The sequence below is a fragment of the Pseudonocardia sp. genome, from assembly GCF_025965585.1.
Lineage (GTDB): Bacteria > Actinomycetota > Actinomycetes > Mycobacteriales > Pseudonocardiaceae > Pseudonocardia.
Window position 1 is genome coordinate 17,673 of record NZ_JAOPWR010000518.1, and the last position, 24,969, is coordinate 42,641.

28 protein-coding genes are annotated in these 24,969 nt (G+C 73.4%); 10 read left to right on the forward strand and 18 right to left on the reverse strand.

All coding sequences use genetic code 11. The annotated features are described in order from the left end of the window. Nucleotides 1–166 precede the first annotated feature (166 nt). Genes JWR81_RS31895 through JWR81_RS31905 form a run of 3 tightly spaced genes read left to right on the forward strand, consistent with a single transcriptional unit; the run spans nt 167 to nt 4,496 of the window. Entirely contained in the window at nt 167–2,218 is a 2,052-nt protein-coding gene (locus JWR81_RS31895; protein ID WP_297661338.1) for a DUF6541 family protein, read from the forward strand. Continuing rightward, on the forward strand, nt 2,215–3,483 hold the full coding sequence (locus JWR81_RS31900; RefSeq protein WP_297661340.1) for a hypothetical protein: 1,269 nt from the start codon (nt 2,215–2,217) through the stop codon (nt 3,481–3,483). The genes JWR81_RS31895 and JWR81_RS31900 overlap by 4 nt, the downstream gene beginning before the upstream one ends. Further along, nucleotides 3,480–4,496 carry a glycosyltransferase family 2 protein gene (locus JWR81_RS31905; RefSeq protein ID WP_297661342.1) on the forward strand — a complete coding sequence of 339 codons (1,017 nt, stop codon included), beginning with the start codon at nt 3,480–3,482 and terminating at the stop codon, nt 4,494–4,496. The genes JWR81_RS31900 and JWR81_RS31905 overlap by 4 nt, the downstream gene beginning before the upstream one ends. 79 nt (nt 4,497–4,575) lie before the next feature. Here JWR81_RS31905 and JWR81_RS31910 read toward each other — a convergent pair whose 3' ends face one another. Genes JWR81_RS31910 through JWR81_RS31920 form a run of 3 tightly spaced genes read right to left on the reverse strand, consistent with a single transcriptional unit; the run spans nt 4,576 to nt 6,361 of the window. Next, a complete protein-coding gene (locus JWR81_RS31910; RefSeq protein ID WP_297661343.1) occupies nt 4,576–4,980 on the reverse strand; it encodes a DUF2304 domain-containing protein in 405 nt (134 codons plus the stop codon). Beyond that, nucleotides 4,980–5,762, reverse strand: coding sequence for a glycosyltransferase family 2 protein (locus JWR81_RS31915; protein ID WP_297661344.1), 783 nt, complete (start codon nt 5,760–5,762; stop codon nt 4,980–4,982). Before JWR81_RS31915 ends, JWR81_RS31910 begins: the two co-directional genes overlap by 1 nt. Continuing rightward, the gene (locus tag JWR81_RS31920; protein WP_297661345.1) at nt 5,759–6,361 is read right to left on the reverse strand and encodes a class I SAM-dependent methyltransferase; all 603 of its coding nucleotides are present in this window, start codon (nt 6,359–6,361) and stop codon (nt 5,759–5,761) included. The genes JWR81_RS31915 and JWR81_RS31920 overlap by 4 nt, the downstream gene beginning before the upstream one ends. A gap of 75 nt (nt 6,362–6,436) precedes the next feature. Here JWR81_RS31920 and JWR81_RS31925 point away from each other — a divergent pair, with 75 nt between their 5' ends. Genes JWR81_RS31925 through JWR81_RS31935 form a run of 3 tightly spaced genes read left to right on the forward strand, consistent with a single transcriptional unit; the run spans nt 6,437 to nt 9,007 of the window. After that, nucleotides 6,437–6,985 (forward strand): dTDP-4-dehydrorhamnose 3,5-epimerase family protein, encoded by a 549-nt coding sequence (locus tag JWR81_RS31925; RefSeq protein ID WP_297661346.1) that lies wholly within the window; start codon nt 6,437–6,439, stop codon nt 6,983–6,985. After that, complete coding sequence (gene rfbD / locus JWR81_RS31930; protein WP_297661347.1) at nt 6,973–7,812, forward strand: dTDP-4-dehydrorhamnose reductase; 840 nt, start codon at nt 6,973–6,975, stop codon at nt 7,810–7,812. Before JWR81_RS31925 ends, rfbD begins: the two co-directional genes overlap by 13 nt. Next, on the forward strand, nt 7,790–9,007 hold the full coding sequence (locus JWR81_RS31935; protein WP_297661348.1) for a class I SAM-dependent methyltransferase: 1,218 nt from the start codon (nt 7,790–7,792) through the stop codon (nt 9,005–9,007). The genes rfbD and JWR81_RS31935 overlap by 23 nt, the downstream gene beginning before the upstream one ends. Here JWR81_RS31935 and rfbB read toward each other — a convergent pair. From rfbB to JWR81_RS31980, 9 genes are all read right to left on the reverse strand, one after another. Continuing rightward, nucleotides 8,997–9,983 (reverse strand): dTDP-glucose 4,6-dehydratase, encoded by a 987-nt coding sequence (gene rfbB / locus JWR81_RS31940; RefSeq protein ID WP_297661349.1) that lies wholly within the window; start codon nt 9,981–9,983, stop codon nt 8,997–8,999. The genes JWR81_RS31935 and rfbB overlap by 11 nt on opposite strands. 3 nt (nt 9,984–9,986) lie before the next feature. Further along, a complete protein-coding gene (gene rfbA / locus JWR81_RS31945; protein ID WP_297661350.1) occupies nt 9,987–10,904 on the reverse strand; it encodes a glucose-1-phosphate thymidylyltransferase RfbA in 918 nt (305 codons plus the stop codon). Nucleotides 10,905–10,938: 34 nt separating this feature from the next. After that, nucleotides 10,939–11,874, reverse strand: coding sequence for a decaprenyl-phosphate phosphoribosyltransferase (locus JWR81_RS31950; RefSeq protein ID WP_297661351.1), 936 nt, complete (start codon nt 11,872–11,874; stop codon nt 10,939–10,941). Then, the gene (locus tag JWR81_RS31955) at nt 11,871–12,359 is read right to left on the reverse strand and encodes a phosphatase PAP2 family protein (protein ID WP_297661398.1); all 489 of its coding nucleotides are present in this window, start codon (nt 12,357–12,359) and stop codon (nt 11,871–11,873) included. The genes JWR81_RS31950 and JWR81_RS31955 overlap by 4 nt, the downstream gene beginning before the upstream one ends. Before the next feature lie 482 nt (nt 12,360–12,841). After that, a complete protein-coding gene (locus JWR81_RS31960) occupies nt 12,842–13,645 on the reverse strand; it encodes an HAD family hydrolase (protein WP_297661352.1) in 804 nt (267 codons plus the stop codon). A gap of 12 nt (nt 13,646–13,657) precedes the next feature. Then, nucleotides 13,658–14,701 (reverse strand): MerR family transcriptional regulator, encoded by a 1,044-nt coding sequence (locus JWR81_RS31965; RefSeq protein ID WP_297661353.1) that lies wholly within the window; start codon nt 14,699–14,701, stop codon nt 13,658–13,660. A gap of 153 nt (nt 14,702–14,854) precedes the next feature. After that, complete coding sequence (locus JWR81_RS31970; protein ID WP_297661354.1) at nt 14,855–15,292, reverse strand: DUF350 domain-containing protein; 438 nt, start codon at nt 15,290–15,292, stop codon at nt 14,855–14,857. Nucleotides 15,293–15,312: 20 nt separating this feature from the next. Beyond that, nucleotides 15,313–16,479 carry a glutathionylspermidine synthase family protein gene (locus JWR81_RS31975; RefSeq protein ID WP_297661356.1) on the reverse strand — a complete coding sequence of 389 codons (1,167 nt, stop codon included), beginning with the start codon at nt 16,477–16,479 and terminating at the stop codon, nt 15,313–15,315. After that, a complete protein-coding gene (locus JWR81_RS31980; protein ID WP_297661358.1) occupies nt 16,480–17,133 on the reverse strand; it encodes a hypothetical protein in 654 nt (217 codons plus the stop codon). A 308-nt stretch (nt 17,134–17,441) separates the two neighbouring features. On the opposite strand from JWR81_RS31980, the gene JWR81_RS31985 reads away from it, so the two are divergent. Beyond that, complete coding sequence (locus JWR81_RS31985; RefSeq protein WP_297661360.1) at nt 17,442–18,533, forward strand: septum formation family protein; 1,092 nt, start codon at nt 17,442–17,444, stop codon at nt 18,531–18,533. After that, complete coding sequence (locus tag JWR81_RS31990) at nt 18,530–18,883, forward strand: metallopeptidase family protein (protein WP_297661362.1); 354 nt, start codon at nt 18,530–18,532, stop codon at nt 18,881–18,883. The genes JWR81_RS31985 and JWR81_RS31990 overlap by 4 nt, the downstream gene beginning before the upstream one ends. Nucleotides 18,884–18,941: 58 nt before the next feature. On the opposite strand, the gene JWR81_RS31995 is transcribed toward JWR81_RS31990, so the two are convergent. The 3 genes from JWR81_RS31995 to JWR81_RS32005 are packed head-to-tail and all read right to left on the reverse strand — an operon-like array spanning nt 18,942 to nt 21,413. Next, on the reverse strand, nt 18,942–19,574 hold the full coding sequence (locus tag JWR81_RS31995) for a histidine phosphatase family protein (RefSeq protein WP_297661364.1): 633 nt from the start codon (nt 19,572–19,574) through the stop codon (nt 18,942–18,944). Continuing rightward, nucleotides 19,571–20,506, reverse strand: coding sequence for a prephenate dehydratase (gene pheA / locus JWR81_RS32000; protein ID WP_297661366.1), 936 nt, complete (start codon nt 20,504–20,506; stop codon nt 19,571–19,573). Before pheA ends, JWR81_RS31995 begins: the two co-directional genes overlap by 4 nt. Nucleotides 20,507–20,537: 31 nt before the next feature. Then, complete coding sequence (locus tag JWR81_RS32005) at nt 20,538–21,413, reverse strand: hypothetical protein (RefSeq protein WP_297661368.1); 876 nt, start codon at nt 21,411–21,413, stop codon at nt 20,538–20,540. Nucleotides 21,414–21,497: 84 nt separating this feature from the next. On the opposite strand from JWR81_RS32005, the gene JWR81_RS32010 reads away from it, so the two are divergent. Beyond that, nucleotides 21,498–22,313 carry a DUF2470 domain-containing protein gene (locus JWR81_RS32010; protein ID WP_297661370.1) on the forward strand — a complete coding sequence of 272 codons (816 nt, stop codon included), beginning with the start codon at nt 21,498–21,500 and terminating at the stop codon, nt 22,311–22,313. Here the strand turns inward: JWR81_RS32010 and JWR81_RS32015 are convergent. Beyond that, nucleotides 22,310–22,633: a DUF3817 domain-containing protein gene (locus JWR81_RS32015; protein WP_297661372.1), complete on the reverse strand. Its 324-nt coding sequence runs from the start codon at nt 22,631–22,633 to the stop codon at nt 22,310–22,312. The two genes, JWR81_RS32010 and JWR81_RS32015, sit on opposite strands and share 4 nt — an antisense overlap. A gap of 19 nt (nt 22,634–22,652) precedes the next feature. Beyond that, a complete protein-coding gene (locus tag JWR81_RS32020; RefSeq protein WP_297661374.1) occupies nt 22,653–23,117 on the reverse strand; it encodes a hypothetical protein in 465 nt (154 codons plus the stop codon). 98 nt (nt 23,118–23,215) lie between these two features. Between JWR81_RS32020 and JWR81_RS32025 the strand changes: the two genes are divergently transcribed. Then, nucleotides 23,216–23,974 (forward strand): CPBP family intramembrane glutamic endopeptidase, encoded by a 759-nt coding sequence (locus tag JWR81_RS32025; protein WP_297661400.1) that lies wholly within the window; start codon nt 23,216–23,218, stop codon nt 23,972–23,974. 55 nt (nt 23,975–24,029) lie between these two features. On the opposite strand, the gene JWR81_RS32030 is transcribed toward JWR81_RS32025, so the two are convergent. Continuing rightward, nucleotides 24,030–24,947 carry an SDR family NAD(P)-dependent oxidoreductase gene (locus tag JWR81_RS32030; RefSeq protein WP_297661376.1) on the reverse strand — a complete coding sequence of 306 codons (918 nt, stop codon included), beginning with the start codon at nt 24,945–24,947 and terminating at the stop codon, nt 24,030–24,032. Nucleotides 24,948–24,969: the final 22 nt, after the last annotated feature.

The following is a 24,969-nucleotide window of genomic DNA, read 5'->3' on the forward strand; positions in this document are numbered from 1 at the left end:
CCCAGACCGGCGGCCCGATGTGCGGGCGCCTCTGGGACGTCATTAGACCCTGTCGTGCCACGGGGCCGGACGCCGCCCGGGCCACGCGGTGCCCCCGTCCGTAATCTTCAGGGGTCGATAGCATCCTCGGCGGACATCGTCGACCGAGTTCTCGAAGGAGGGTGTCTTGTCGATCCCCGACGTGACACCCGCCGACGTCGGCGTCATCGCGACGTACGTCGTCGTGCTGTTCCTCCCCGGCGGGCTGCTGGGGTTGCTGATCGGTCAGCGCGGCTGGACGCTCGTCGCCTCGGCCCCGCTGTTCACCTACGCGATCGCGGGCCTCGCGGGCCCGCTCTACGCGACAGTGGGTGTCCGCTGGTCAGCGCTGTCGTTCGCGCTCGGCACGCTCGTGGTCTGCATCGTGCTCGGCGGGGTGCGCGCGCTGCTGCGCCGGCACCGTCGCGGACTGCGCGAGGCCCTGCGCGGCCGTCGCGACGGGCCCGCAGCCGTCGTCGAGCCGGCCGTGCCCGTCTGGACCAGGACCGCACACCTCGGCGTGGCCGCGAGCGTCGTCGTCGCGGTGGGCGTGGGGATCGCCGCGATCCTCGGCGGGATCAAGCAGCTCGGCGCGATCCCGCAGGACTGGGACGCGGTGTTCCACGCCAACGGGATCCGGCTCATCGCCGACACCGGCGACGGCGGCCTCTACGCGATGGCCACCACCAACTGGTACGAGAACGACGGCGTCACCGTCTTCTACCCCAACGCCTACCACCTGATCGCCACGGTGGTGTACGAGCTCACCGGCGCGAGCATCCCCACCGTCCTCAACGCCCAGACGGTGCTCATCCCGGGCCTGCTCGCGCTGTCGCTGGCCGCGATGGTGCGCCGCTGCGGCGGCCGTCCGCTGCTGGCCGCGGCCACCGCGCTCGCGGCGGTGTCGGTCACGTCGATCTACGACATGCTCTGGCGCGGACCACTGCTGCCGTTCGCCACCGGGGTGGCGCTCACCCCGCTGCTGGTGGTGCTGGTCCTCGACGTGCTCGACGCCCGCGGCCTGCGGGCCGCCGTACCGCCCGCCGCGCTGTTCGCCGCCGGGCTTGCCGGGATGCTGTGCCTGCACCCCGCGATCCTCATCGGGGCCGTGCTGTTCACCCTGCCGGCGCTCGTGCAGCGCTGGTGGAGCCGGCCGGGGGCCGCGCCGCGGGAGGTCGCGCTGCTGACCGCGGGCGGGATCGGCGCGGCGGTGGTGTGCGGCCTGCAGGTGGCGGGCGCGCTGAGCAGCGGCAGCAGCATCACCACCGTCACCTGGCCGGCCGACCTCACCATGCCCGCGGCGCTCGGGCAGCTCCTCACGTTCAGCCACAACATGCCCACCGCCCAGATCCGGTTGTCACTGGTGCTCGTCCTCGGCCTGATCGGCTACCGGCGCCTCGGCGGCCTGCGCTGGGTGGCCGCGTCCGCCGCGATCTTCGGCACGCTGTTCGTGCTCGCCGCGTCGAACGACGCGCAATGGGTCAAGACGATCACCAGCATCTGGTGGAACGACCGCTACCGGCTCATCGGGCTCACCGCGGTGCCGCTGTGCATCGTGATCGGCCACGGGGTCGCCGAGGCCCAGCGCTGGTCCGTCCTCGCCCTGCGGACGCTCACCCGGCGTGCGCCCGAGGACGCCCCCCGGGCGGGCATCGCGCTCGCGCTCGTCACCTCGGCCGTCGCGATCCTCGCGTTCGGCATGGTCACCCGCGGGCTCTACCTCGGCCGCGACCAGATCCAGATGACCAACAACACCGGCAACGGCCCCGCGGTGTCGGCTCTGGAGATCCAGGGCATGAAGGCCGTGGCGCGGATCGTGCCGCCGGGCGAGCGCGTGCTCAACGACCGCGGCGACGGCTCCGCCTGGATGTACGCGCTCACCGGCGTCAAGCCCGTCGCCGCGCACTACGACGCCACCCGAACGGGGCCGGACGCGAACCTGCTCGCCGACCGGTTCAACCAGTACCCCACCGACCCGGCTGTGCGGGTCGCGGTGACCCAGCTCGACATCCGCTACGTCCAGCTCGACGCGGGCTTCCTGCGCAGCAACGCCTCCCGCGAGCCGGGGCTGGTCGACCTGGCCGGGCAGCCGTGGCTGACGAAGGTCTACAGCAACCCCGACCTGGTCCTCTACGAGATCGACGGCGCGCAGGCGCCCGCCGGGCCGCCCCAGCAGGCGCTCGCCGAGGGCCCCCGGTGACGCGGGCCGCCGTCGTGCGGCAGGGGGGCTCGGCGGCACAGGTCGCGAGCAGCCAGCTGGCGCTCGCGGCGTCCAACTACGTGGTGCTGGCGATCGCCGCGCGCAACCTCGACGCCGCCGGGCTCGCCGCCGTCACCTCGTACTACCTGCTCATCAACACCGTGGGCCGCGGACTGTTCGCCGCCGTCGAGCTGGAGACCACCCGCGCGGTGGCGTCCGCCCGGGCGGCAGGCCTCGACGACGCCCCGGCCCGGCGCGCGGCGCTGTCGCACACCGGGATGCTGCTCGTCGGGGCGTTCGTGCTGCTCGGCCTCAGCAGCCCGCTGATCGGCGGCATCATGGGCTCCGGGTCCTCCGCGATCGTCCTGCTCGCGGTGGGCGCGGTCGGCATGGCCGCGTCCTACCTGTTGCGCGGGCCGCTCGCGGGCGCCCGCCGCTACGGCCTCTACGCGGCCACGTTCTGGCTGGAGGCCGGCGTCGGCCTCGTCGCGGCCCTCACGCTGGTGCTGCTCGGCGACCGCGACACCACGTGGTGGATCGCGGTGCTGGCGCTGGCCCCGCTCGTGGCGGCGGCCGTCCTCGCCCGCCCGGCGTTGCGCAGCACGCCGGCCGGCACCGTCGCCGGGCCCGGCACGGCCGTCCCCGAGACGGGCTCGGCGCTGCGCGCGGTCGTCTGGTCGGCGGCGCTGCTGCTGGCCGGGCAGGGCGTGTGGAACCTGGCCCCCGTCGTCGTGACGTCGCGCCTCACCGACGCCCCGGCCGTCGCCGCCGGGTTCGTGACGGTCGCGGTGATCCTGCGCGCGCCCGTCCTGTTCTTCCCCTCGGTGCAGGCGCTGCTGCTGCCGATGTTCGCCGCGATGGAGCGCACCGGCGACGACGCCGCGCTACGGCGCACCACGCGCCGCCTCGGCACGGCGCTGCTGGTGGCGGGCGTCGTCTGGGGCGCGATCGCGGTGTTCGTCGTGCCCACGGTGTCGCACCTCGTCTTCGGGGCCACGATCACGCCGCCGACGTGGGTGCTGGCCGGGCTGGCCGCGTCCACCGTCGTCGGGGCGGCGGCCCAGATCGGCCAGACGCACCTGGTCGCGGTCCGACGCCCGGCCGCGGCCGCCGTCGCGTGGATCGCCGGCCTGGCCGTGCTGCTCGTGGTGGCACTGCTGGCCGCGCCGCCGCTGACCGCCGCGACCGTGGGCCAGATGGTCGGCGCCCTCGTCGTACTGATAGTCCTGTCGGTCGTGCGCCGCCGAATCCGAGCAACCCCGTGACCGCCCCGACCGTGGGCGTCGTCGTCCTCGCCTGGCAGGCCGAGCCGTACCTCGCCGACTGCGTGAGCTCGGTGCTCGCCTCCACGGACATCGACGTCCGGCTCGTGCTCGTCGACAACGAATGCCGGCCCGAGGACCTGGCCACCGTGCCGCCCGACGACCGGGTCGAGGTGCTGCACCCGGGCCGCAACACCGGCTTCGCGGGTGGCTGCAACCTCGGGGTCGAGGCGCTCGACACCGATTTCGTCGCGCTCGTGAACTCCGACTGCGTGCTGCGCCCGGACACCCTCGCGCTGCTCGCCGCCGAGGCCGTGCGCCCGGACACGGGACCGGTGATGGCCGGCGTCCGGCTCGCCGAGCCGCCGCACCTGGTCAACAGCGCGGGCAACCCCGTGCACCTCATCGGGCTGTCGTGGGCCGGCGGGATGAACACGGCCGAGACCCGCACCGAGCCCTACGACGTCACGGGGGCCAGCGGCGCCTGCGTGCTGCTGCAGAGCTCGGTGTGGAAGACCCTCGGCGGGTTCGACGAGGAGTACTTCGCCTACCTCGAGGACACCGAGCTGAGCCTGCGCGCGTGGCGGCTGGGGCTCAGCGCGCGGTGCGTCCCCACGGCGCTGGCGCTGCACCACTACGAGTTCTCCCGCAACGCCCACAAGATGTACCTGCTCGAGCGCAACCGGCTGATGATGATCTCCACGCTGTGGAGCTCCCGCGCACTGCTGCTGCTGGCGCCGGTGCTGCTCGTCATGGAGGTGCTGCTCGCCGGGTACGCCGTCGCGTCGGGGTGGGGCGGCGGGAAGGTACGTGGCTGGCTGTGGCTGTGGCGCCACCGCGCGCACATCGCGGAGCGCCGCCGCCTCGTGCAGGCCGAGCGCCGCGAGCCCGATGCGGTGTGGATGCGCCATCTGACGGCCGACTTCGACCCGTCGGCGATCGGCCCCGCACCGCTGACGCGGATCGTCAACGTCGCGGTGCGGGCCTACTGGTCGGTGGCACGCCGCCTGCTCTGACCGCACCGCACACCCGGCGTGGTGTCCGCACCCGCGCCGGGGCGCCCGTGCCGTCGCCGGAACGCCGGTGCGGAGTGTGTCACTCGCTGTCGGGCACGGTGACGGACGGCGGGCGCCCCTGCTCCGCGGCCCGCTCCTTCTCCACGGCGTCCATCCGCAGCTTGAGCGTGCCGATCTCCTCGGCGAGCTTGCGGGACTGCTCCTCGAGCAGCCCCACCTCGCGCGAGAGCTGCAACGACACCGCGAACAGGATGATCAGCGAGGCGAAGAACAGCAGGTTGCTCGGGGTCTGGATGCCCACGAGCGCGGCGACGCCGCCCAGGAGCCGCGGGAACAGCGCGACCACGAGGGTGCCGATCGAGATGACCACCCAGATCACGGCGTACTTCTCGCGCAGCCTGCGGCGGCGCAGCAGCTCGAAGACCAGCACGAGCGCCGCGAGCGCGACGATCACCGAGACGATCGTGAGGCGGGGCCCTGCCATCAGAAGTCCCGGCCGTCGCGGGGCGCGCGCCGGATGAGGGCCAGCCCCACCGCCACCACCACCCGCAGCAGGTAGACGGCCGACCGGAACGGGTTGGTGCTCGCCGCCCCGGTCTCGCGGGGACGCATCACCACCGGCACCTGGGTGATCCGCAGCCCGGCGCGGTGGGCGATCACCAGTGCCTCGACCGTGTCGCCGAGGTACTCCTCGGGGTAGTGCTCGGCGAACAGCGCGATGGCCTTGCGGTTGACCAGCCGGAAGCCCGACGTCGGGTCCTTCACGCTGGTGCCGACGATGCCGCTCAGCGCTGCCGAGAGCAGGCGCATGGCCCACCGCCGGGGACCGCGCACGGCGTAGTCACCGCGGCCGGCGAAGCGCGAGCCGATCACGACGTCGGCGTCGTCGTCGATCACGGCGAGCAGGTTGGCGATCTCGCTCGCGTCGTGCTGGCCGTCGGCGTCGACCTGCACGACGAAGGAGAAGTGGTACTCGCGGGCGTAGCGGTAGGCCGCGCGCATCGCACCGCCGACGCCGAGGTTGAACGGCAGGCGCATCACGAGCGCCCCGGCGCGGGTGGCGCGGGCCGCGGTGGCGTCGGTGGACCCGTCGTCGACGACGAGGACGGTGGCGGCGGGCTGCGCGGCCCGCACCTCCTGCACGACGCGCGCCACGCTGTCCTGCTCGTTGAGCGCGGGGAGCACCACCAGCAGCTCACCGGTGGCGGCGCCGCGGGGGGCCGGCACGGGCGCGGCGGAGGCCGGACGGAGGTCCTCGGCGGTCATCGCGCCGCGACCGTGACGAACTCGTTGTAGGTGAAGACCTTCCCCGCGATGCGCGGCAGCGGGAAGGAGTACTGCTTCTCGACGCGCAGGCCGAGCTGCCGCGCGAGCGAGCCGAGCAGCGCCTGGTCGGTGAAGGCCGTGTGCGTGGCGTCGGAGGCGAAGCCGCGCTCCTGCGGGCAGATCAGCACGATCTTGGCGTCGGGCGCGAGATAGGGCAGGTAGGGCGCCAGCACGTCGACGGCACCGCCCGCGGGCAGGTGCTCGATCAGGTGTGCGGCCAGCATCCCGCCGAAACCGCCGTGCTCCTCGGGGCTGCGCGCGAGGAGCTCGTCGACCGTGACGGCGTCGAGCCCGGCATCGCGGCACGCCTGCACCGAGGTGGCGTTGTGGTCGACGCCGAGGCTGCCGGCGGGGAGGTTGTGCAGGTTGCGGCCGATCCCGCAGCCGACGTCGAGCGTGCGGCGGTCGCCGAGGACGCGCCGCAGGTTCCACCGGTAGGGCGCCTGGACGTCGAGGACCTGCTTCCAACGGGCCCCGGATCGCCGGGTGAGCCTCTCGGTGTACGCCGCGGAAGCCGTATCGCCTTCTTGTCCCACCACGCGCAGCACCCTACCGGCCCGGGGACCTGCGGGCCCGTCCCCCCAAGGGCGGGTCGGGCTGGGAGACTGCCGTCCGTGGCTGACCCGCTCCGCGTTCACGGAACGTCCATCCCCGGACTCCTTCGCATCGACCTCGCGCTCCACGAGGACGGGCGGGGCTGGTTCAAGGAAGGCTTCCAGCGCGCGAAGCTCGAGGCGCAGGGCTTCCCGGCGTTCGAGATCGTGCAGAACAACGTCTCGTTCAACGCCGAGGTGGGCGTCACGCGCGGGATCCACGCCGAGCCGTGGGACAAGTACATCTCCCTCGCCCACGGGCGGGCGTTCGCCGCGATCGTGGACCTGCGCGACGGCGAGACCCGCGGCCGCGTCGAGACGGTCGAGCTGCACCCGGGCAACGCCCTCTACGTGCCCCGCGGGTGCGGCAACAGCTACCAGACGCTCACCCCGGACGTGGTCTACACGTACCTGGTCAACGAGCACTGGTCCCCCGACGCGGAGTACACACTGATCCAGGCGTTCGACCCGGCGCTGGGCATCGACTGGCCGATCGGGCCCGACGCCGCGATCCGCTCGGACAAGGACCGCGGCCACCCCACGCTGGCGGAGCTCGCGTGCGCGCGCTGATCCTCGGGGCCGGCGGCCAGGTCGGCCGCGCGCTGACCTCCGCGCTGCCCGACGCCACGGCGCTGGGCCGCGACGCGTTCGACATCGCCTCCCCCGCGGAGCTGGACTGGCCCGCCTACGACGTCGTCGTCAACGCGGGCGCGTTCACCGACGTCGACGGGGCGGAGACGCCCGAGGGCCGGGCCGCGGCGTGGCGGGCCAACGCCGCCGGCCCCGCCGCGCTGGCCGACATCGCCCGCCGCCACGGCCTGACGCTCGTGCACCTGTCCACCGAGTACGTCTTCGACGGCGCGCTCCAGCGCCCCTACCGCGAGGACGACGTGGTGGCGCCGCTGTCGGCGTACGGCGCGTCGAAGGCGGCCGGTGACCTCGCCGTGCGGGGCGTCGAGAGGCACTACCTGCTGCGGCCCACCTGGGTGGTCGGGGAGGGCCGCAACTTCGTGCGCACGATGCTCGGGCTCGCGGCGCGCGGGATCGCGCCGACGGTGGTGGACGACCAGATCGGCCGCCCCACGTTCGCCTCCGACCTCGCCGCGGCGATCGTGCACCTCGTGACCACGGCCGCGCCGTTCGGCAGCTACCACGTCACCGGTGGCGGTGAGCCCGCGTCGTGGGCCGAGGTCGCCCGTGCGGTCTACGCGCTGGCCGGGCGCGGCGACCTGACCATCACCGGCACGAGCACCGCCGCGTATTTCGCCGACAGGCCCCAGGCCGCACGCCGGCCGCTGAACAGCGTGCTGGACACGGAGAAGGCGGCAGATGCCGGCGTGCAGCTCCCCCACTGGCGCGACCGGCTCGCCGAGCATGTCCGATCCTGCGACCTCTGAGGGCCGCGAGCCCGGCGAGGACGCCGTCGCCCGGCTCGATGCGCTGACCGGCGAGGACGGCCGGGCGCTGCTGGCCGAGCTGGCCGGGCACGACGTGACCGGAACCGACGGCCTCCGCCTCGGGACGGCGCTGCGCCGGCGCTACCCCGCCCAGCTCGTGGTCGACGCCATGGGCCAGCAGGAGCTGCGCGCGCGGGCCGCCGGCAAGTTCGCGGGCGCCGCCGACATGTTCTTCACCCGGGCCGGGTGGGAACAGGCGTCGGCCGAGGTCGTGTCCGCCCACCGCGCCGCCCGGTTCGCGGGCGCGGCGGCCATGGCGGATCTGTGCTGCGGCATCGGCGGGGACCTCGTCGCCCTCGCCCGCGACCGGGAGGTCCTCGGCGTCGACCGGGATCCCGTCCACCTGTGGATGGCCCGCCGGAACGCATTCGTCCACGGCGTCGCCGGAAACGTGACGGTGCGCCGCTCCGACGTGCGCGACGTCGACCTGTCCGGCGTCGACGCCGTCTTCGTCGACCCGGCCCGCCGTACCGCGCGCGGGCGCAGGCCAGTCGGCGACAGCGAGCCGCCGCTGGACTGGTGCATGGCGCTGGCCGAGCGCGTGCCACGCGTCGGGATCAAGGCCGCGCCGGGACTGCCGCACGAGACCGTCCCGGCCGGCTGGGAGCTGGAGTTCGTCGCCGTGGACCGGGACCTCAAGGAGGCCACCGCATGGTCGCCCGCCCTCGCGACCGCCCGCACCCGCGCCACGATCCTGCCCGGCGGTCACACCCTGGTGGGCTCCCCCGGCGACCCGGTGCCCGTGCGCGGGCCGGGCGCGTTCCTGCTCGACCCGAGCCCCGCCGTGACCCGTGCCGGGCTGGTCGAGGACGTCGCGCGGCTCACCGGCGCGTGGAAGATCGACGACCGGATCGCGTTCCTGTCCACCGACACACTGGTCCGCACGCCGTTCGCCCGCACGCTGCAGGTGATCGACTCGGGCCCGTGGCACCAGAAGCAGCTGCCCGAGCGGCTGCGCCGCCTGGACATCGGCGCCGTCGACATCCGGCGGCGCGGGCTGGCGGGCGACGTCGACGCGCTGCAGAAGCGGCTGCGGCTGACTGGGTCGCGGCGCGCCACGCTGGTGATGACGCGCGTGAGCGACCGGCCGTGGGCGCTGGTCTGCGTCGACATCAGCCCTGACGTCAGCCCTTGAGGGGCTCCCACCAGGCGCGGTGGTCGCGGTACCACTCCACCGTGGCCGGCAGCCCCTGCTCGAACGGCACCTGCGGCGCGTAGCCCAGCTCGTCGGCGATCTTCGACCAGTCCACGCTGTAGCGGCGGTCGTGGCCCTTGCGGTCGGCGACCGGCTCGATCATCTCCTCGCCGGCCCCCACCGCGTCGAGCAGCCGGTGGGTCAGCTCCCGGTTGGTGAGCTCGGTGCCGCCGCCGATGTTGTAGACCTCGCCGTCGCGCCCCTTCTCGGCCACGAGCTGGATGCCGCGGCAGTGGTCGTCGACGTGCAGCCAGTCGCGCACGTTCTGCCCGTCGCCGTAGAGCGGGACCTTCTTCCCGTCCAGCAGGTTCGACACGAACAGCGGGATGACCTTCTCCGGGAACTGGTGCGGCCCGTAGTTGTTGGAGCAGCGCGTGATGCACACCGGCAGCCCGTGGGTGCGGTGGTAGGAGCGCGCGAGCAGGTCCGAGCCGGCCTTGGCCGCCGAGTACGGCGAGTTGGGCTCCAGCGGGTGCGTCTCGGGCCAGGAGCCGTGCTCGATCGAGCCGTACACCTCGTCGGTGGACACGTGCACGAACCGGCTCACCTCGGCCTCCAGCGCCGCCTGCAGCAGCACCTGCGTGCCCACCACGTTCGTCGAGACGAAGTCGGCGGCACCGGTGATCGAGCGGTCTACGTGGGACTCGGCGGCGAAGTGCACCACCACGTCGGTGCCGGCCATCACCTGCGCCACCGTGTCGGGGTCACGGATGTCGCCGTGCACGAACGTCAGCTGTGCCGATCTGCCCTGGGGCGAATCCAGGTACGGGGCGAGGTTGGTGAGCGTGCCCGCGTAGGTGAGCAGGTCCAGCACCACCACCCGCGCGCCCGCATAGGCGGGGTAGGCGCCGGCCAGCACCGACCGCACGTAGTTCGATCCGATGAATCCGGCACCGCCGGTGACGAGAACCTGCACGACTCACTCCTCGTGACGGCGGGGCGACCAGTTACCGGCGGCGTACGACTTCGCCACGTCCATCACGTACTCGCCGTACCCGGACTTGGCCTGGTTCTCGCCCAGCGCGTACGCCGCCGTCGGGTCGATGAAGCCCATCCGCATGGCGATCTCCTCGATGCAGGCGATCCGGATGCCCTGCCGGTTCTCCAGCACCCGCACGTACTCCCCCGCCTCCAGCAGCGACTCGTGCGTGCCGGTGTCCAGCCACGCGAAGCCGCGGCCCAGGTCCAGCAGCCGGGCGGTGCCGCGCTGCAGGTAGGCGCGGTTGACGTCGGTGATCTCCAGCTCGCCGCGCGGCGACGGCGACAGCCCCGCGGCGATCTCCAGCACGTCGTTGTCGTAGAAGTACAGGCCCGTCACGGCCCGGTTCGACCTCGGGTGCTCGGGCTTCTCCTCGATCGACAGCAGCCGCCCGTCGGCGTCGGCCTCCGCCACACCGTAGCGCTGAGGGTCGCGCACCGGGTACCCGAACAGCGCGCACCCCGCGCGACCGGCCTCGATGTCGGCGATCGCGCCCGACAGCATCCCGGAGAAACCGGGGCCGTGGAAGATGTTGTCGCCCAGCACCAGCGCCGCCGGGTCGGAGCCGACGTGGTCGGCGCCGATCACGAACGCCTCGGCCAGCCCGTTCGGGGCGGCCTGCTCGGCGTAGGAGATCGCGAGCCCCAGCTCGGCGCCGTCGCCCAGCAGCCTGCGGAACTGCGGCAGGTCGTGCGGGGTGGAGATCAGCAGGACCTCCCGGATGCCGGCCAGCATCAGCACCGACAGCGGGTAGTAGATCATCGGCTTGTCGTACACGGGCAGCAGCTGCTTCGACACGGCACGCGTGATCGGGTGCAGCCGGGTGCCCGAGCCGCCGGCCAGGATGATGCCCTTCACGTCGCCGTGCTTCTCATGTCCGTCGCCGTGCTTCTCATGTCACCGCGGGAATGTAGACGGCGAGCGTGAGCGTGCCGACCCAGACGATCGCCAGCACCTGCAGCACGCGGTCGGCCAGCGCGATCTCGTCGGGGGCGCCGCCGTTTCCGGAGTCGACGTCCACCGAGTAGCGCAGCACCGCCACCACGAACGGGACGATCGAGATCACCGACCACACGGAGTTGTGGTGCGCCTCGCGGATCTCGAACGCCCACAGGCAGTAGGTCACCGTCAGCACGGTGGCCGACAGCGCCCACACGAACCGGAGGTAGGACCCCGAGTACGCCTCCAGCGACTTGCGGATCTTCGCGCCGGTGCGCTCCGCCAGCATCATCTCGGCGTAGCGCTTGCCCGCCACCATGAACAGCGACCCGAACCCGGCCGTCAGCAGGAACCACTGCGAGAGCGGGATGCCGGTGGCCGCGCCACCGGCGATGGCGCGCAGCAGGAAGCCCGAGGCGACGATGCAGATGTCGAGCACCGGCTGGTGCTTGAGCCAGAAGCAGTAGGACAGCTGCACCGCGATGTAGACCGCCAGCACGATCGCCAGTTGCGTACTCGCCAGGAAGCTCAGCGCCAGCGAGCCCGCCAGCAGCACGACGGCGACGACGAGCGCGAGCTTCGCCGGCACGATGCCCGCCGCGATGGGGCGGTCGCGCTTCGTGGGGTGGGCGCGGTCGGCCTCGATGTCGTTGGCGTCGTTCACCAGATAGACGCCCGACGCGGCCAGCGAGAACGCCACGAACGCGACGGCCAGGTGCAGCGCGATGCCCGAGGTGAACAGGCTGCCCGCCACGAACGGCGCCGCCAGCACGAGGACGTTCTTCACCCACTGCTTGGGGCGCATCGTCCGCAGCACGCCGCGCAGCACGCCCACGGGCTTGCGCGGAGGCAGCGGCGCCTCGGTGGTGGGCACGTCGGTGCTGGTCATCTGGTCCCCCTCCGGGTGGCGCCCCAGCGGCGCGTGGCCACCGCGACGGCGGCGCCCAGCAGCGAGCCCGCGAGGACGTCGCTGGGATAGTGCACGCCCAGCACCAGCCGCGACGCCGCCATGGGCGGCACCAGCAGGGGCACGAGCGGCTTGTGGACGAGTGCGCCGAACAGCACGGCGGCGGCGGTGGTGGACGTCGCGTGCGCCGACGGGAAGCTGAGCCTGCTGGGGGTGCCCACGAGCACCTGCACCCGTGGGTCGTGCGGGCGGGGCCTGCGCACCACGCGCTTGACCCCGATCGACACGCCGTGTGCCAGCGCCACGCCCGCGGTGGCGGTGAGCCACTCCCGGCGGCGACGGCGGTCGGCGAGTGCCCCGATCGCCCCGATGGCCAGCCAGCCCGCGGCGTGCTCGCCGAAGAGCGACGCGCCCCGGGCTGCCTTCACGACGGCCGTGCCGCCGACAGCCCGCTGCACGGCCTCCAGCACCTGGACCTCGGCGCCCGCGGGCGCGAGCGGATCCGGATCGGGGGCACGGGTCGGGCCGGGGCGGTCGATGAGCTCGGCCACGGTGCGGGGGCCTCCATCAGGATCAGCGGCGTCAGGTCAGCGGGTTCGAGCGCCACCGGACGGACCGATACGGTGCTCCCGCCGCCGGTGGGTCGCGCGAACGGTGCCCGATGCTACGCGGGATCACCGGGCGCACCCTGCGGCGCCTCCGCCACGGCGCCCCACCCCCGCCGAGTTCGCCGGGCATCCACGCCCCGTTCATCCCGAGCCGGCACGAGGTGGTGCGCGAGTCGCCATGACGCGGCGAGCGGGTCAGCACGAGGAGGTGACCGAGCCTGCAGCCCGTCCCGCGAGTCGATACGTGGAAGCACGCGAGTCGACACGACGCGGCGGTCGAGCCGGCACAGGCGGGCGGGCGGGTCGGCACGCAGGGGCGGGCGAACTCGCCGCCCCGGCCGTCAGAACCAGCGTTCGAGGACCAGAGCCAGGCCGTCGTCGGCGTTGCTCGCCGTCACCTCGTCCGCGGCGTCGAGCAGGACGGGGTGCGCGTTGCCCATCGCCACGCCATGGCCGGCCCAGCGCAGCATCGCCAGGTCGTTGGGCATGTCCCCGAACGCGACGACGTCGGCGGCCGCGAGCCCGAGCCGGTCGGCCACCTCGGCGAGGCCCGTGGCCTTCGTGACGCCGGCCGGCGAGATCTCGACGAGGCCGCGCGGGTGGGAGTAGGTGAGATCGGCGGCGTCCCCGATGACGGGCGCGAGCACGGCCACCATCGCGTCGCTGCTCAGCTCCGGGCTGCGGATCAGCATCTTCACCGCGGGCCGGTCCAGCAGCCGGGCGCGGGGCACCGTGTGGTTGTCGCCGTCGGTCCAGGCGTGGATGTACTCGGGCTCGGCGGCGAAGTGGTCACCCGACGCCCCTTCGCCGACGCCCTCCACGGCGAGGCGGCTGCTGGGCAGCGTCTCGGTGATGACCGCGGCCAGCTCGGCGAGCGTGGCCGGGTCGATGGTGCGCGACCAGACCACGCGGTCCCGGGCGGCGTCGTAGAGCACCCCGCCGTTCGCGCACACGGCGAACCGGGTCATCGGCAGCTGCGCCACGACCGGCGGGATCCACCGCGGCGGACGTCCGGTGACCAGCACGAACGCGACGCCCTCCGCGGTGAGCCTGTCGATCACCGCCGCGGCCCGCGGGGTGACCTCGTCGTCGGGGTTCAGCAGCGTGCCGTCGACGTCGGTGGCGACCAACCGGGGAGCCTGCACCCGGTCAGCCTGTCACAGGCGCACGGGCATCAGCAGCGACGTCGACCGCTCCGACCGCAGCACGATCGGGGCGACCGGCCCGTCGAGGGCGAGGAGGAGCTGGCCGTCCCCGCCGGCGTCGACGGCCTCGAGCAGGAACTCCCGGTTCACGCCGATGCCGCCGGGGGCCACCGTCACACCCCCGGTACCGACGGCGAGCTCGGTGACGGCGAACTCCGAGCCGTCCTGCTCGCGGACGGACATGCGGGCCGGGGCGGCGGCGACCGCGGCCCGGAGTGCTGCGGCGTCGACCGGGACGCCGGGCAGCTCCGCGGGCAGCAGCCTGCGGTAGTCGGGATAGGCGTCGTCGAGCAGCGGACCACCGGCCTCCGCCTCGCCGCACCGGACCGTGACGGTGCTGTCGGCGACGGTGATCGCGACGGTGCCGGAGCCGGGCCCGTCGACGATCGCGGCGATCCGGTCCGCCAGCGCGACCGGCACGACGGCGGCTACCGCGGGACCCTCCGCCTCGATCACGGGTACGGGCGCCGTGGCCAGCCGGTAGCGGTCGGTGGCCACGAGCGTGAGCACGTCGGTCACGTCGAACAGCACGCTGCCGAGGACCGGCGGCCGGGGGTCGGCGCCGACGGCGAAACGGACGGCGCGCAGAGCGGCGGCGAGGTCGTGGGCGGGCACGGTGACGGTGGTGGGCACGGTGTTCTCCAGGGTCGCGAGCAGCGGAGGGACTGTGGAGAGCACGCGACGGGCGTCGGCCAGGCCCTCTTCGAGGGCGCGGACGTGATCGGCGACGATCGCGTCCACCGCGACGGGGTCGCGCCGGCGCTCCAGCACCTCCCGGATGCCCGCCAACGGCATCCCGGCGCGGCGCAGGGCGGCGACCAGCCGCGCGATCGCGACCTGCTCGGGCGCGTAGAAGCGGTAGCCGGTGTGCGGGTCCACGTGCGCCGGGCACAGCAGCCCGGCGCCGTCGTAGAACCGCAGGGCGCTGACCGTCAGCCCCGACTCCCGGGACATCCGGCCGATCCCGCGCATGCTCTCCACGCCGATCAACCTCACGTCTCGACCTGGTCGAGGGTCAACCTCGGACGCCGCTCCGTGTCGGCTCGCGCACCAGATCGTGTCGGCTCGCGCACGGAGTGCACGCATCTGGGCCCGGCTCGCGCACGGCGAACCCGGCTCGCGCGCACGGCGAACCCGGCTCGCCGGCGGCTAGATGATCGCGACCGCCACCACGAGACCCAGCGCGACGTGCACGGCCGCCACGAGGTAGGCCTGCGGCATCGTCGTCTCGCCGGCCAGCACGGCCCGCATGTCGATCCCGGTGACCCACTCCAGCAGCCGCGCGCCCAGCACCTGCGCGACCACCCCGATCACGCCGAAGATCAGGGTGGTGAGCAGGCCGTCGAGCAGCGCGCCCGACGAGCCGTAGATCGACACCACCACGATGAACGCGATGCCCACCATGCCCGCCGCCGTGATGATCACCGCGTTGGGCTTGCCCTCCTTGACCTGCAGGTTGAGGGGGCCGGGCGTGGTGAGGTCCACCGCGTAGAAGCCCAGCAGCATGAGCAGCACGCCGAGCACGGCGTAGAGCAGGATCGCGCCGATCCCGGTGCCGATCACGCCGCCGTCCAGAGCGAGATTCACGTCTTCCTCCAGGGGGAGCGTCAGTTGTCAGGTATGCGGTGGGGAACGAACGCCGCGCCGTCGTCGGTCACCAGGCCGACCGTCTCGCGGATGCCCAGCCCGGCCGCTGCGTCGCCGACCACCCACGCGCCCAGCGCGGGCCGGTAGCCGTCGAACTCGGGGAGCGGTGAGAAGAGCTGGTAGACGTAGCCCTCCTCGCCGTACACGCCGGGCGTCTCCATCTCGGAGCCGGGCGACACGATCGAGATGTTGGCGCCCTCACGGCCCAGGCGGGGCTTGCGCACGTACTCGGTGAGCATCCCGGGCTGGTCGAGGTAGGCGGGCAGCAGGTTGGGGTGGCCCGGGTACATCTCCCACATGACCGCCAGCAGCGCCTTGTTGGACAGGATCGTCTTCCACAGCGGCTCGACCCACAGCGTCTCGGGGAGGCTGCGCAGCACGTGCTTGCCGAAGTCGTCGGTGAGCACCCACTCCCACGGGTAGAGCTTGAACACCGCGGCCATCGGGGCCTCTTCGAGGTCGACGAAGCGGTCGAGCCCGGCCTCCCAGCCGATGTCCTCGATGGCCAGCCCGACGGTGTTCAGCCCCGCCTCGGCCGCGGTCTCCTGGATGTAGCCGACGGTGACGTGGTCCTCGCCGCTGGTGTCGCCGCTGGACCACGTGAAGTACACGTCGTCACCGGGGAGCGTGGCCTTGAGCTGCGCCCAGCGCTCCACGAGCTTCTCGTGGATGGAGTTCCACTGGTCGTCGGACTCGTGGGTGTCCTTGAGCCAGTTCCACTGCAGGATCGACGCCTCGAGCAGCGTGGTGGGGGTGTCGGCGTTGTACTCCAGCAGCTTGGCCGGCCCGTCGCCGCCGTAGCGCAGGTCGAAGCGGCCGTAGACGTGCGGGTCGCTGCGCTTCCACGACGCCGCGACGCCCTCCCACGCGTACTCGGGGATGGCGAAGTCGCGGAACCGCTCTCCTGTGACGACGTGGTCGACGGCCTCCAGGCACATCGAGTGCAGCACCTCGACGTCCGCCTCGAGCGAGAGGACCTCGTCCATGGAGAACGTGTAGTGCACGGACTCGTCCCAGTAGGGCCGCGGCGCCCCGCCCCGCCCGCGGCCGGGCGCGCCGTAGACCATGCCCTGCTCCTGGACGGTCTTCTCCCAGCCCGAGCGGGGCGCCCCCGTGTGCCGTTCCATCTACGAGCCGCTGCTGGAGCCGCTGCTGGACGACCCGAGGCCGCCGCGCGAGACCGAGCTGCTGCTGCCGTCGGACACGGAGCTGCCCGACGAGCTCGAGACCCTGCCACCCGACAGCGACTTCCCCGACGACGTGGTGACGCGCGTGGAGTCCTTCGGGACCGTGGCGGTGCCGCCGGTGACCGTCTGGCCGATACCGCCGGTGCCGCCGTAGTTGTAGTGGTACTGCCGGCCGCCGCCCCCGATGAAGATCGGGTAGAAGCCGCCACCGCTGTGGTAGGTGTTGTTCGAGGCGGGCGTGACGCAGTTGGAGTCGGGGACGATCACGCCGTCCTCCTCCACGCACTGGGCCTGCACCTCGTCGTCGCCGGCCTGTGACACGGCGTAGCCGATGGCGATCACCGCGACGACCCCCACCGTGACGCCACCGCCGATGAGCAGGCGCTTGCGCTTGCGCCGCTTGTGCTCGGCCTCGTCGGCCTCCTGCTGCGCTGCCGCCTGCCGGCGACGTTCTACCTGCTCACGAGCCTTCTTCTCGGCCAGGGTGGGCTCACGCGGGGTGGTGTTCTCGTCCTGGAAGCGCATCGAGCCCTGCGGATGCCGCGGGATGCCCCCCGGATCCGTCGGGCCGTCGCCCTGGTCACTGTCCGCCACTCGAGCCCCCTCGGCCGCTTCGCCCCGCCGTTCGCAGGACGCCCCCCGCGCGCGGAACCGTACCGGTAGGGACCAATCGGGCCAACGGTGACGCTCGCAGCACACCGACGACCGATGATCGCGCGGATCGGCCCCACCCCCCGGACGGGCGACGAGGTAACGGCATGATGACGGTCGACATGGACCGACTCCTCACGGCGCCGAGGCCCTCCTCCCCAAGGACCCCTCCGCGCAGCGCAGCCGGCTCGACAGGGGCTCCTCCCCGGGCACCCGGCCCCGGTGGCGCCGACGACCAGCAGAGCCGCACCGTGCGCCGCATCGTCGCGGCCGTGGTGGTGGGCGCGCTCACGATGCTCGGCGTCGCCACGCTGGACACGTTCGCCGGCGCCACCGTGCCCGTCCTCGGCACGTTCGCCGCACTGCCCGCCCCGGCCAACCAGCCCGAGGTGGTGGAGGTGCCCGCGCCGCCGTCGCAGCCGGGCACGTGCCTGAGCTGGTCGCGGGCCGACGCCGCCGACGCGCAGGTCGTCGACTGCGCCAAGCCGCACCTGTTCGAGCAGGCCGGGTCCGTGACGCTCACCGACCAGCCGGCGCTCCCGGACGACCAGCAGTGGCGCCAGCTCGTCAAGGAGCGGTGCGACCCAGTGGTCCTGAAGTACCTGAACAACAAGTTCGACCCCGACGGCCGCTTCCGCATCGGCGCGCTCAAGCCGTCGGCCACGAAGTGGGCCGAGGGCGACCGCGAGCTGCGGTGCGGCCTGCAGAGCGCGTCGCAGTCCGGCGCGCTCTACCCGATGACCGGCAAGGTGGCCGGCAGCGACCAGTCCGACGTCCAGCAGCCCGGCACGTGCCTCGCCATCAACGGCCGCACGATCGGCGACCCGATCGACTGCGCCAAGCCGCACGCCGTGGAGACCGTCGGCATCATCGACGTCTCGAAGCAGTTCCCCGGCGCGTTCCCCGCGGTGGCCGACCAGGACTCGTTCCTGCAGCCGGAGTGCGACAAGGTCGCCGACGCCTACGCCGGCAACCCGGACGTGATCGCCCAGAAGAAGCTCACCGTCTACTGGGACAACATCACCCAGGACTCCTGGAACGCCGGCACGCGCAAGGTCAACTGCAACCTGGGCGCACTGCTGCCCGACCGCAGCGGGTTCGCCCCGGTCACCGGCTCGGTGAAGGGTGCCGTCGCCGTCGGCAGCACCCCGGCGCCACCGGCATCCGACACGCCGGACCCGGGCGCCCCGGCCCCGCCCACGAGCGACCCGGCGCCGTCGAGCGGTGCGGCGGCCACGCCGACGGCCGACGCCAGCCCCGGCCCGTCCGCCTCGGCGACGCCGCCCGCAGGCGAACCCGTCCCGGCGAACCCGCCCATCACGCTGGGACCGACGAGCGGGTGAGCGGCCCCCGGCTGACCCGCCGGGAGTTCGAGGAGCTGGTCGCCGACGCGCTCGACACGATCCCGGCCGAGCTCGCGGCGGCGATGGACAACGTCGTGGTGCTCGTCGACGGGCGCCATCCCGACGAGCCCGACCTGCTCGGGCTGTACGAGGGCATCGCGCTGACCGAGCGCACCAGCGACTACGGGGGCGTCCTCCCGGACCGCATCACGATCTTCCAGGACGCGATCCTCGACGTCTGCGCCGACCGTGACGAGGTGGTGCGGGAGGTGGCGGTCACGGTGGTGCACGAGATCGCCCACCACTTCGGCATCGACGAGGCCACCCTCCACGATCTGGGCTGGGGCTGAGACCACCCCCGGCGGGTCGACACCCGATCCCGCGGGTCGGCACGACCCGGCGGGGGTGTCAGTCGGCGTCGCCGCCGCCCGTCACGTCGCCCGTGATCGGTGGGGCCTCGTCCCAGTGCTCCAGCTCCCAGCCGCCTGCGGTGGGGCGCAGGATCACCAGGCCCGTGTTGGGGACGTACTGCGTCTCCGCCGTGTCACCGAGCAGGGCGGCGGCCACGAGACGGATCGCCGCCCCGTGGCTCACGAGCACCACCGTGTCGCTCCCGGCGTCCCGGACGGCCTCCACCGCCGGCACGTAGCGGGCGCGCAGGTCACGGGCCGACTCCCCGCCGGGCAGGTGGGCGTCGAAGTCACCACGCCACCACGCCGCGTACGTCTCGTCGAACAGCGCGCGGGCCTCGTGGTCCGCTCGCCCCTCGAGGTCGCCGCAGAACACCTCCTGCACGCCGTCGATCACCTCGACGGCGAGGCCGTGCTCGGCCGCGACGGGAGCGGCGGTCTGCTGGGCCCGGGTGGCCCGCGAGGCGTACACGGCCGAGATCGGATGGCCCGCGAGGCGCTTCCCGAGCGCGGCGGCCTGCGTCAGGCCCAGCTCGTCGAGCGGGGCGCCGGGAGGGCGGGAGTCCAGCGCCTTGGTGACGTTGGAGATCGTCCGCCCGTGGCGGGCCAGGACGACGCGCTGCGCCGTCACGACGTCACCCCGGCCCGCAGGCCCTCGAGCCACTCCTGCGCGGCCGCGAACCCGTCCGAGACGCCCAGCGGACCGGAGGGGGCCGATCGGGCGGCCGGGCGGCCGTTGCCCGCGCGGGGGTAGGAGCCCAGGAAACGGACGCGGTCGCAGCGGCGGTGCAGCGCGGCCAGCGCCTCCCCCATGGCGGGCTCGTCGACGTGGCCGAGACAGTCGAGGTGGAACCAGTACTCCGCATGCCGGCCCTTGATGGGCCGCGACTCGATGCGAGTCAGGTCGATGCCCCGCACCGCGAGCTCGGTGAGCAGGCCCAGCAGCGTGCCCGGGCGGTTCTCGGTGGTGGCCGCGATCGTGGTGCGGTCGTTGCCCGTGGGCTTCGGTGGTGGCCCCGGCCGCGAGACGAGCGCGAACCGGGTGACCGCCCCCGTGTTGTCGGCGACGTCGGAGCTCAGCACGTCGAGCCCGTGCAGCTCGGCGGCCAGCGGCGAGGCCACGGCCGCGTCGAACTCACGGCGGGCGACCTGCGCCGCCGCCTCCGACGTCGACGTCGAGAGCAGCACCTCCGCGTCCGGGAGGTTCGCGGCGATCCACCCACGGGTCTGGGCGATGCCGTGCGTGTGGGAGGCCACCGTGCGGATGTCGGAGACCCGCGTGCCCGGCCGCACCATCAGGTCGAACCGCACCGCGACGAGCGCCTCCGCGACGATGACGAGCGGGGGGTCCTCCACCAGACCGTCGAGGACGGCGGGCACCGCGCCCTCGACGGTGTTCTCGATCGGGACGCAGCCGGCGTCCACCGACCCGTCACGCACAGCGGCGAGCACCGCGGGGCTGCCGGCGCAGGGCACGAGTTCGGCGCCCTCGGCCTCGGGGAGCGAGCGGAGCGCCTGCTCGGTGAAGGTGGCGCGAGGCCCGAGGAACGCGAGACGAGGCACGTCCGCGACCTTAGGCCATGGGTCAGCCCCGTCAGGTGAGGAGGCCGAGGCCCGCGAGCTGGGCGGCGGGCACCGGCTCCAGGTCGACGCCGCAGTGTGACAGGAGGCCGCGCACGGCCTTGACATCACGGTCGGCGAGCCCCTCGATCTCCGCGGCGAGAGCCGGCCCCTCGGTGCTCTCTAGCGCGGAGGTGATGTCGCCGCCGCTCAGCGCCCGCGACACCGCGACGAGGATGTTGAGGATGCCGTGGCGGGCGGGCACGTCGGTGGAGCGCACGACGTCGCGCAGCCCGAGGACCGTGAACGGCCGCCCCTCCGCGACGACGACGCGCACGAACTGCTCGACGTCGGACGTGGCCGGTACATCGGCGGCTCGCGGACCGCCGCAGCGCAGCTTGGGGGCGCAGCCGTGCTCGGCGACCCGCCGGACGGCCGCGAGCCAGGCCGCGGTGCCGGGCCCGTCGCCGGCCTGCGGGCGACGCGGTTCCACGACGGGGACGACGTCCTCGGGGACGAACTCCGACACCCGCTCCAGCCACACGGCGTCAACATCGGGCGGCGCGGCCGTCTCGACGGAGCGCGGGGTGAGCAGGCTCGACCGGGAGAACACCGTGGACAGCGCCTTGGGCACCGCGCCGAGCCCGGTGTCGACGACGAGCGACACGTCGACGGGCCGGACCGGCACGGAGCGCGCGAGCTCGGTGACCACGGCGGGGAGCCGGGACACGGGGCACACGAGTCGTCCGACGAGCCCGCCGTAGCGGCCGTCGCGGGAGCTGAGGTAGCGGGCGATCACCGCGTCGAGGCCAAGGGCGATGGTGCGCGGCTGCAGCAGGCTGGTGTCGTCGACGAGCTGCGCGAACAACGGAGGAATGGCCCAGGAGTTCGTATCGGCCGCCGACGTCACAGTTCCAGACGCTAACGAATGCGGCGTCTGGACTCGGCGCCCCCCTCGATATAGCTTAGGCTTACCTAACAAGGAGGTGCCCGCGTGGGTTCCACACAGATCCGCCGCCCGCCCGCCCCGACCGACGCCGAGCGGGCCCGGAGCATCACCGCCCGGGGCGGCATGGCGTCCCTCGTCGGCACCGGGTGCACGCCCAGCACGCCCACCGTGCACCACGTCTGGGCCGACGGTTCCGCGGCGGTCCTCCTGTCCGACGGCGACCCGCTGCTCGAGCGCGTCACCGCGGCAGGCGAGGCCGGCGCCGCCGCGATGCTGGAGCTCGCCGACCGTGCGCCCGTGGACCTGCGCGAGCCCGTCCGGGCGCTGCTGTGGATCACGGGGCAGCTCACGGTGCCCACAGCCGACCACGCCCGCCGGATCGCGGCCCGCATCGCCGACGTCCACCCGGATCCGGCCCTGCTCGACCTCGGCCACGGCGCCACGCTCGTGCGGCTCGTCCCCGGGTCCGTGGTGCTGTCCGACGCCGAGGGCACCGCGGCGCTGGCGCCCGTCGCTCTCGCCGCCGCGCGGCCCGACCCCTTCTGCCGCTACGAGCAGCACTGGCTCTCCCACCTCGAGGCCGCGCACCCCGAGGTGTTCGTCGCGCTGGCCCGCCACCTGCCGGATGCGCTGCGGCGGGCGTCGATCCGCCCGTTGGGCGTGGACCGGTGCGGGCTGCGGCTGCGCGTCGAGACCGATGTCCGCGACCACGACGTGCGCCTGTGCTGGGAGCAGGACGTCAGCACGGTCGACGAGCTGCGCACCCAGATGGGGCTGCTGGTGGGATGCCCGTTCCGCCGGGCCGCGCACGAGGCCGGGAAGGCGGCCGAGCGTGCGGACGGCCCTGAGGCCGTGTCCTAGGCGGACGCGAGCGGGGAACGACGCTCCCGCACGCGGGCGGTGACCCGGCGCTCGGCGAAGAACGACGCGAACGGGATGGTGCCGGCGACGAGGATGACCAGCGCGTCGACGGGCTTCCAGCGGCAGCGCTCCGCGAGCAGCAGCGTGCACACGATGTAGATCATGTACAGGAAGCCGTGGGTGACGCCCACGATGGACACCAGCGTCGGCTGCCCGAAGAAGTACTTCAGCGGCATCGCCACGAGCACGAGGACGAGGAGTCCGATGCCCGTCACCCACGCGATGACGCGGTAGTTGCGAAGAGCGGTTTCGATCGACACGGGAGCGTTCTCCAGGGGGTCAGTCGCGACTGTCGCGGGCGGCCAGCGCGGCCAGCATGCGGTTGTAGGCGGCGAGCTCGGGGTCGCCCGCGTCGTCGAGGCGCGGCACGACCGAGCGTGGCCGCGGCCCGAACGGGGACGGCTCGTCGTCCTCCGCGGAGCGCGCGGGCTCCGGGACGGCGTGGGGCTCTTCGACGACGGGCTCGGCCTCGATGCGCTCGGCAGCGGAACCGCCGTACCACGGCACGTCGACGTCCTCACCGCGGATGCGGCGGATCTCCATGCGCAGCATCCGCCACCACATGAAGCCGAAGAAGATCGCGAACAGCGGCCACTGCAGGCCGTAGCCGACGTTGAGCGCGCTGCCCATCGCCGATCCCGCCCGACGCCACTGCCAGGCCGCGAGCAGGGCGCAGGTGACCATGGCCCCGATGGTGAGGAGATGAAACATCATCCATCGCGGGGAGAGGACCAGCTGGCGCACGTCGGCCAGGGTACGCCGACCGGTAGCGTCCAGCCGTGTCCCGGCCCCGCACGGCAACCCTGCGCACGTGGCTCGCGCCCGCTTCGTCCGAGCAGGGCGTGATCACCGATCCGGGTGTTCGCAGGCTCGTCGTCACGGAGATCCTGGTCGTCCTCACGGTGACGCTCGGGCTCTCCGCGCTGAGCAGCGCGCTGAGCCTGATCGAGGCCCTGCTGCAGCCCGTGCCCCTCAACCAGCAGCAGGTGGCGCTCAACGCCCCGGCCGCGCAGGTCGACCTCGTGGACCTCGCGCTGCAGCTCGCGCGCGTGCTGCAGCTCGTCGGGTGGGGGGCGCTCGCCGCGTACCTGCTGGTCCGCGCCGGGATCGCGCTGCGGCAGGTGGGGCTGGACGGCCGGCGACCGGGCCGGGACGCGCTGGGGGCCGTCGGGCTGGCCGCGCTGATCGGGATCCCCGGGCTGGGGCTGTACCTGGTGGCGCGCTCTCTCGGGGTGAGCGTGACCATCGCGCCGACCACACTGGACGACACGTGGTGGCGCATCCCCGTGCTCGTGCTCTCGGCCGCGGCGAACGCGTGGGCCGAGGAAGTGGTGATGATCGGCTACCTGCTCACGCGGCTGCGCCAACTCGGCTGGTCGGCGAACCGCTCCGTGCTCGCCGCCGCGGTGCTGCGCGGCTGCTACCACCTCTACCAGGGGCTCGGTGGGTTCGTCGGCAACCTGGTCATGGGGTGCGTCTTCGGCCGCGTGTGGCAGCGGACGAACAGGCTATGGGCCCTGGTGGGCGCCCACACCCTGATCGACGTGGTGGCCTTCCTCGGCTACGCGGCGCTGTCGGGGAAGGTCGGCTGGCTCCCCTGACGCCGGCCGTGCGCGGAGACCGCGGCCCGGCCCGTGGTCTCCGCGCACGAGCAGGTCAGTGCTCGGCCAGGATCTGGTAGCGCATCTTGGCCATCATGTTCTCCGCGCCCGCCTGGATGCCCGACGCCGAGAACAGCTCGTCGATACGGCCCGGGATGTCCTCCGGGTCCCACTTCTTCCCGCCGTTGGTCACCTCGGCAACCGACGTGAACGGCTGGAAGATCTCGATGCTGTCGCCCTGCACGCCGAATACCTTGCCGCTGATGTGCGCCGAGGCGTCCGAGCAGAGGAACGCCACGAGCGGCGCGACGTTCTCAGGGGCGAAGAAGTCGAACTCGCCGCGCTCGATCGACGCGTCGCGCTTGTCGCGAAACTCCTGAGGCATGAGGTCGAGCGTCATGCGCGTGAGCGCGGTGGGGGCGATCGCGTTGCTCGTGATGCCACCGCGCGCGCCCTCCATCGCGACGATCGTGGAGAACGCGGCGATGCCGGCCTTGGCCGCGCCGTAGTTGGTCTGGCCGAAGTTGCCCAGCAGCCCCGACGTGGACGCGGTGCTCACCACGTGGCCGGGCCGCTTGGCGTCCTTCCAGTACTGGACGGCCGCGCGCGTGGGCAGGAAGTGCCCGCGCAGGTGCACGCGGACGACCGCGTCCCAGTCGTCGTCGGAGAGCTTGGCGAGCGTCTTGTCGCGGAGGATGCCCGCGTTGTTGACCAGCGCGTCGAGCTGGCCGAACTCGGTCACCGCGGTGCTGACCAACCCGTTCGCCACGTCGGCGTCGGCGACGTCACCGCTCGCGGCCACCGCGCGGCCACCGGCGGCGACGATCTCCTTGGCCACCGCCTCGCCCGCGTCCGGGTCGAACTCGGCCACCACCACCGCGGCACCCTGTGCCGCGCACTCCAGCGCCTCGCCGCGTCCGATGCCGCGTCCGGCCCCGGTGACGATGACGACCTTGCCGTCGAGAAGTCCCATGGCGGGACTATATGACCCGCCG

What these genes read in the sequence shown, in the direction of transcription:
- JWR81_RS31910 (WP_297661343.1), bottom strand. Translation starts at nt 4,980, where the DNA reads ATGGCAGGGCCCCGCCTCACGATCGTCTCGGTGATCGTCGCGCTCGCG.
- JWR81_RS31915 (WP_297661344.1), bottom strand. Translation starts at nt 5,762, where the DNA reads ATGACCGCCGAGGACCTCCGTCCGGCCTCCGCCGCGCCCGTGCCGGCC.
- JWR81_RS31935 (WP_297661348.1), top strand. Translation starts at nt 7,790, where the DNA reads ATGTCCGATCCTGCGACCTCTGAGGGCCGCGAGCCCGGCGAGGACGCC.
- JWR81_RS31950 (WP_297661351.1), bottom strand. Translation starts at nt 11,874, where the DNA reads ATGACCAGCACCGACGTGCCCACCACCGAGGCGCCGCTGCCTCCGCGC.
- JWR81_RS31975 (WP_297661356.1), bottom strand. Translation starts at nt 16,479, where the DNA reads ATGGAACGGCACACGGGGGCGCCCCGCTCGGGCTGGGAGAAGACCGTC.
- JWR81_RS32030 (WP_297661376.1), bottom strand. Translation starts at nt 24,947, where the DNA reads ATGGGACTTCTCGACGGCAAGGTCGTCATCGTCACCGGGGCCGGACGC.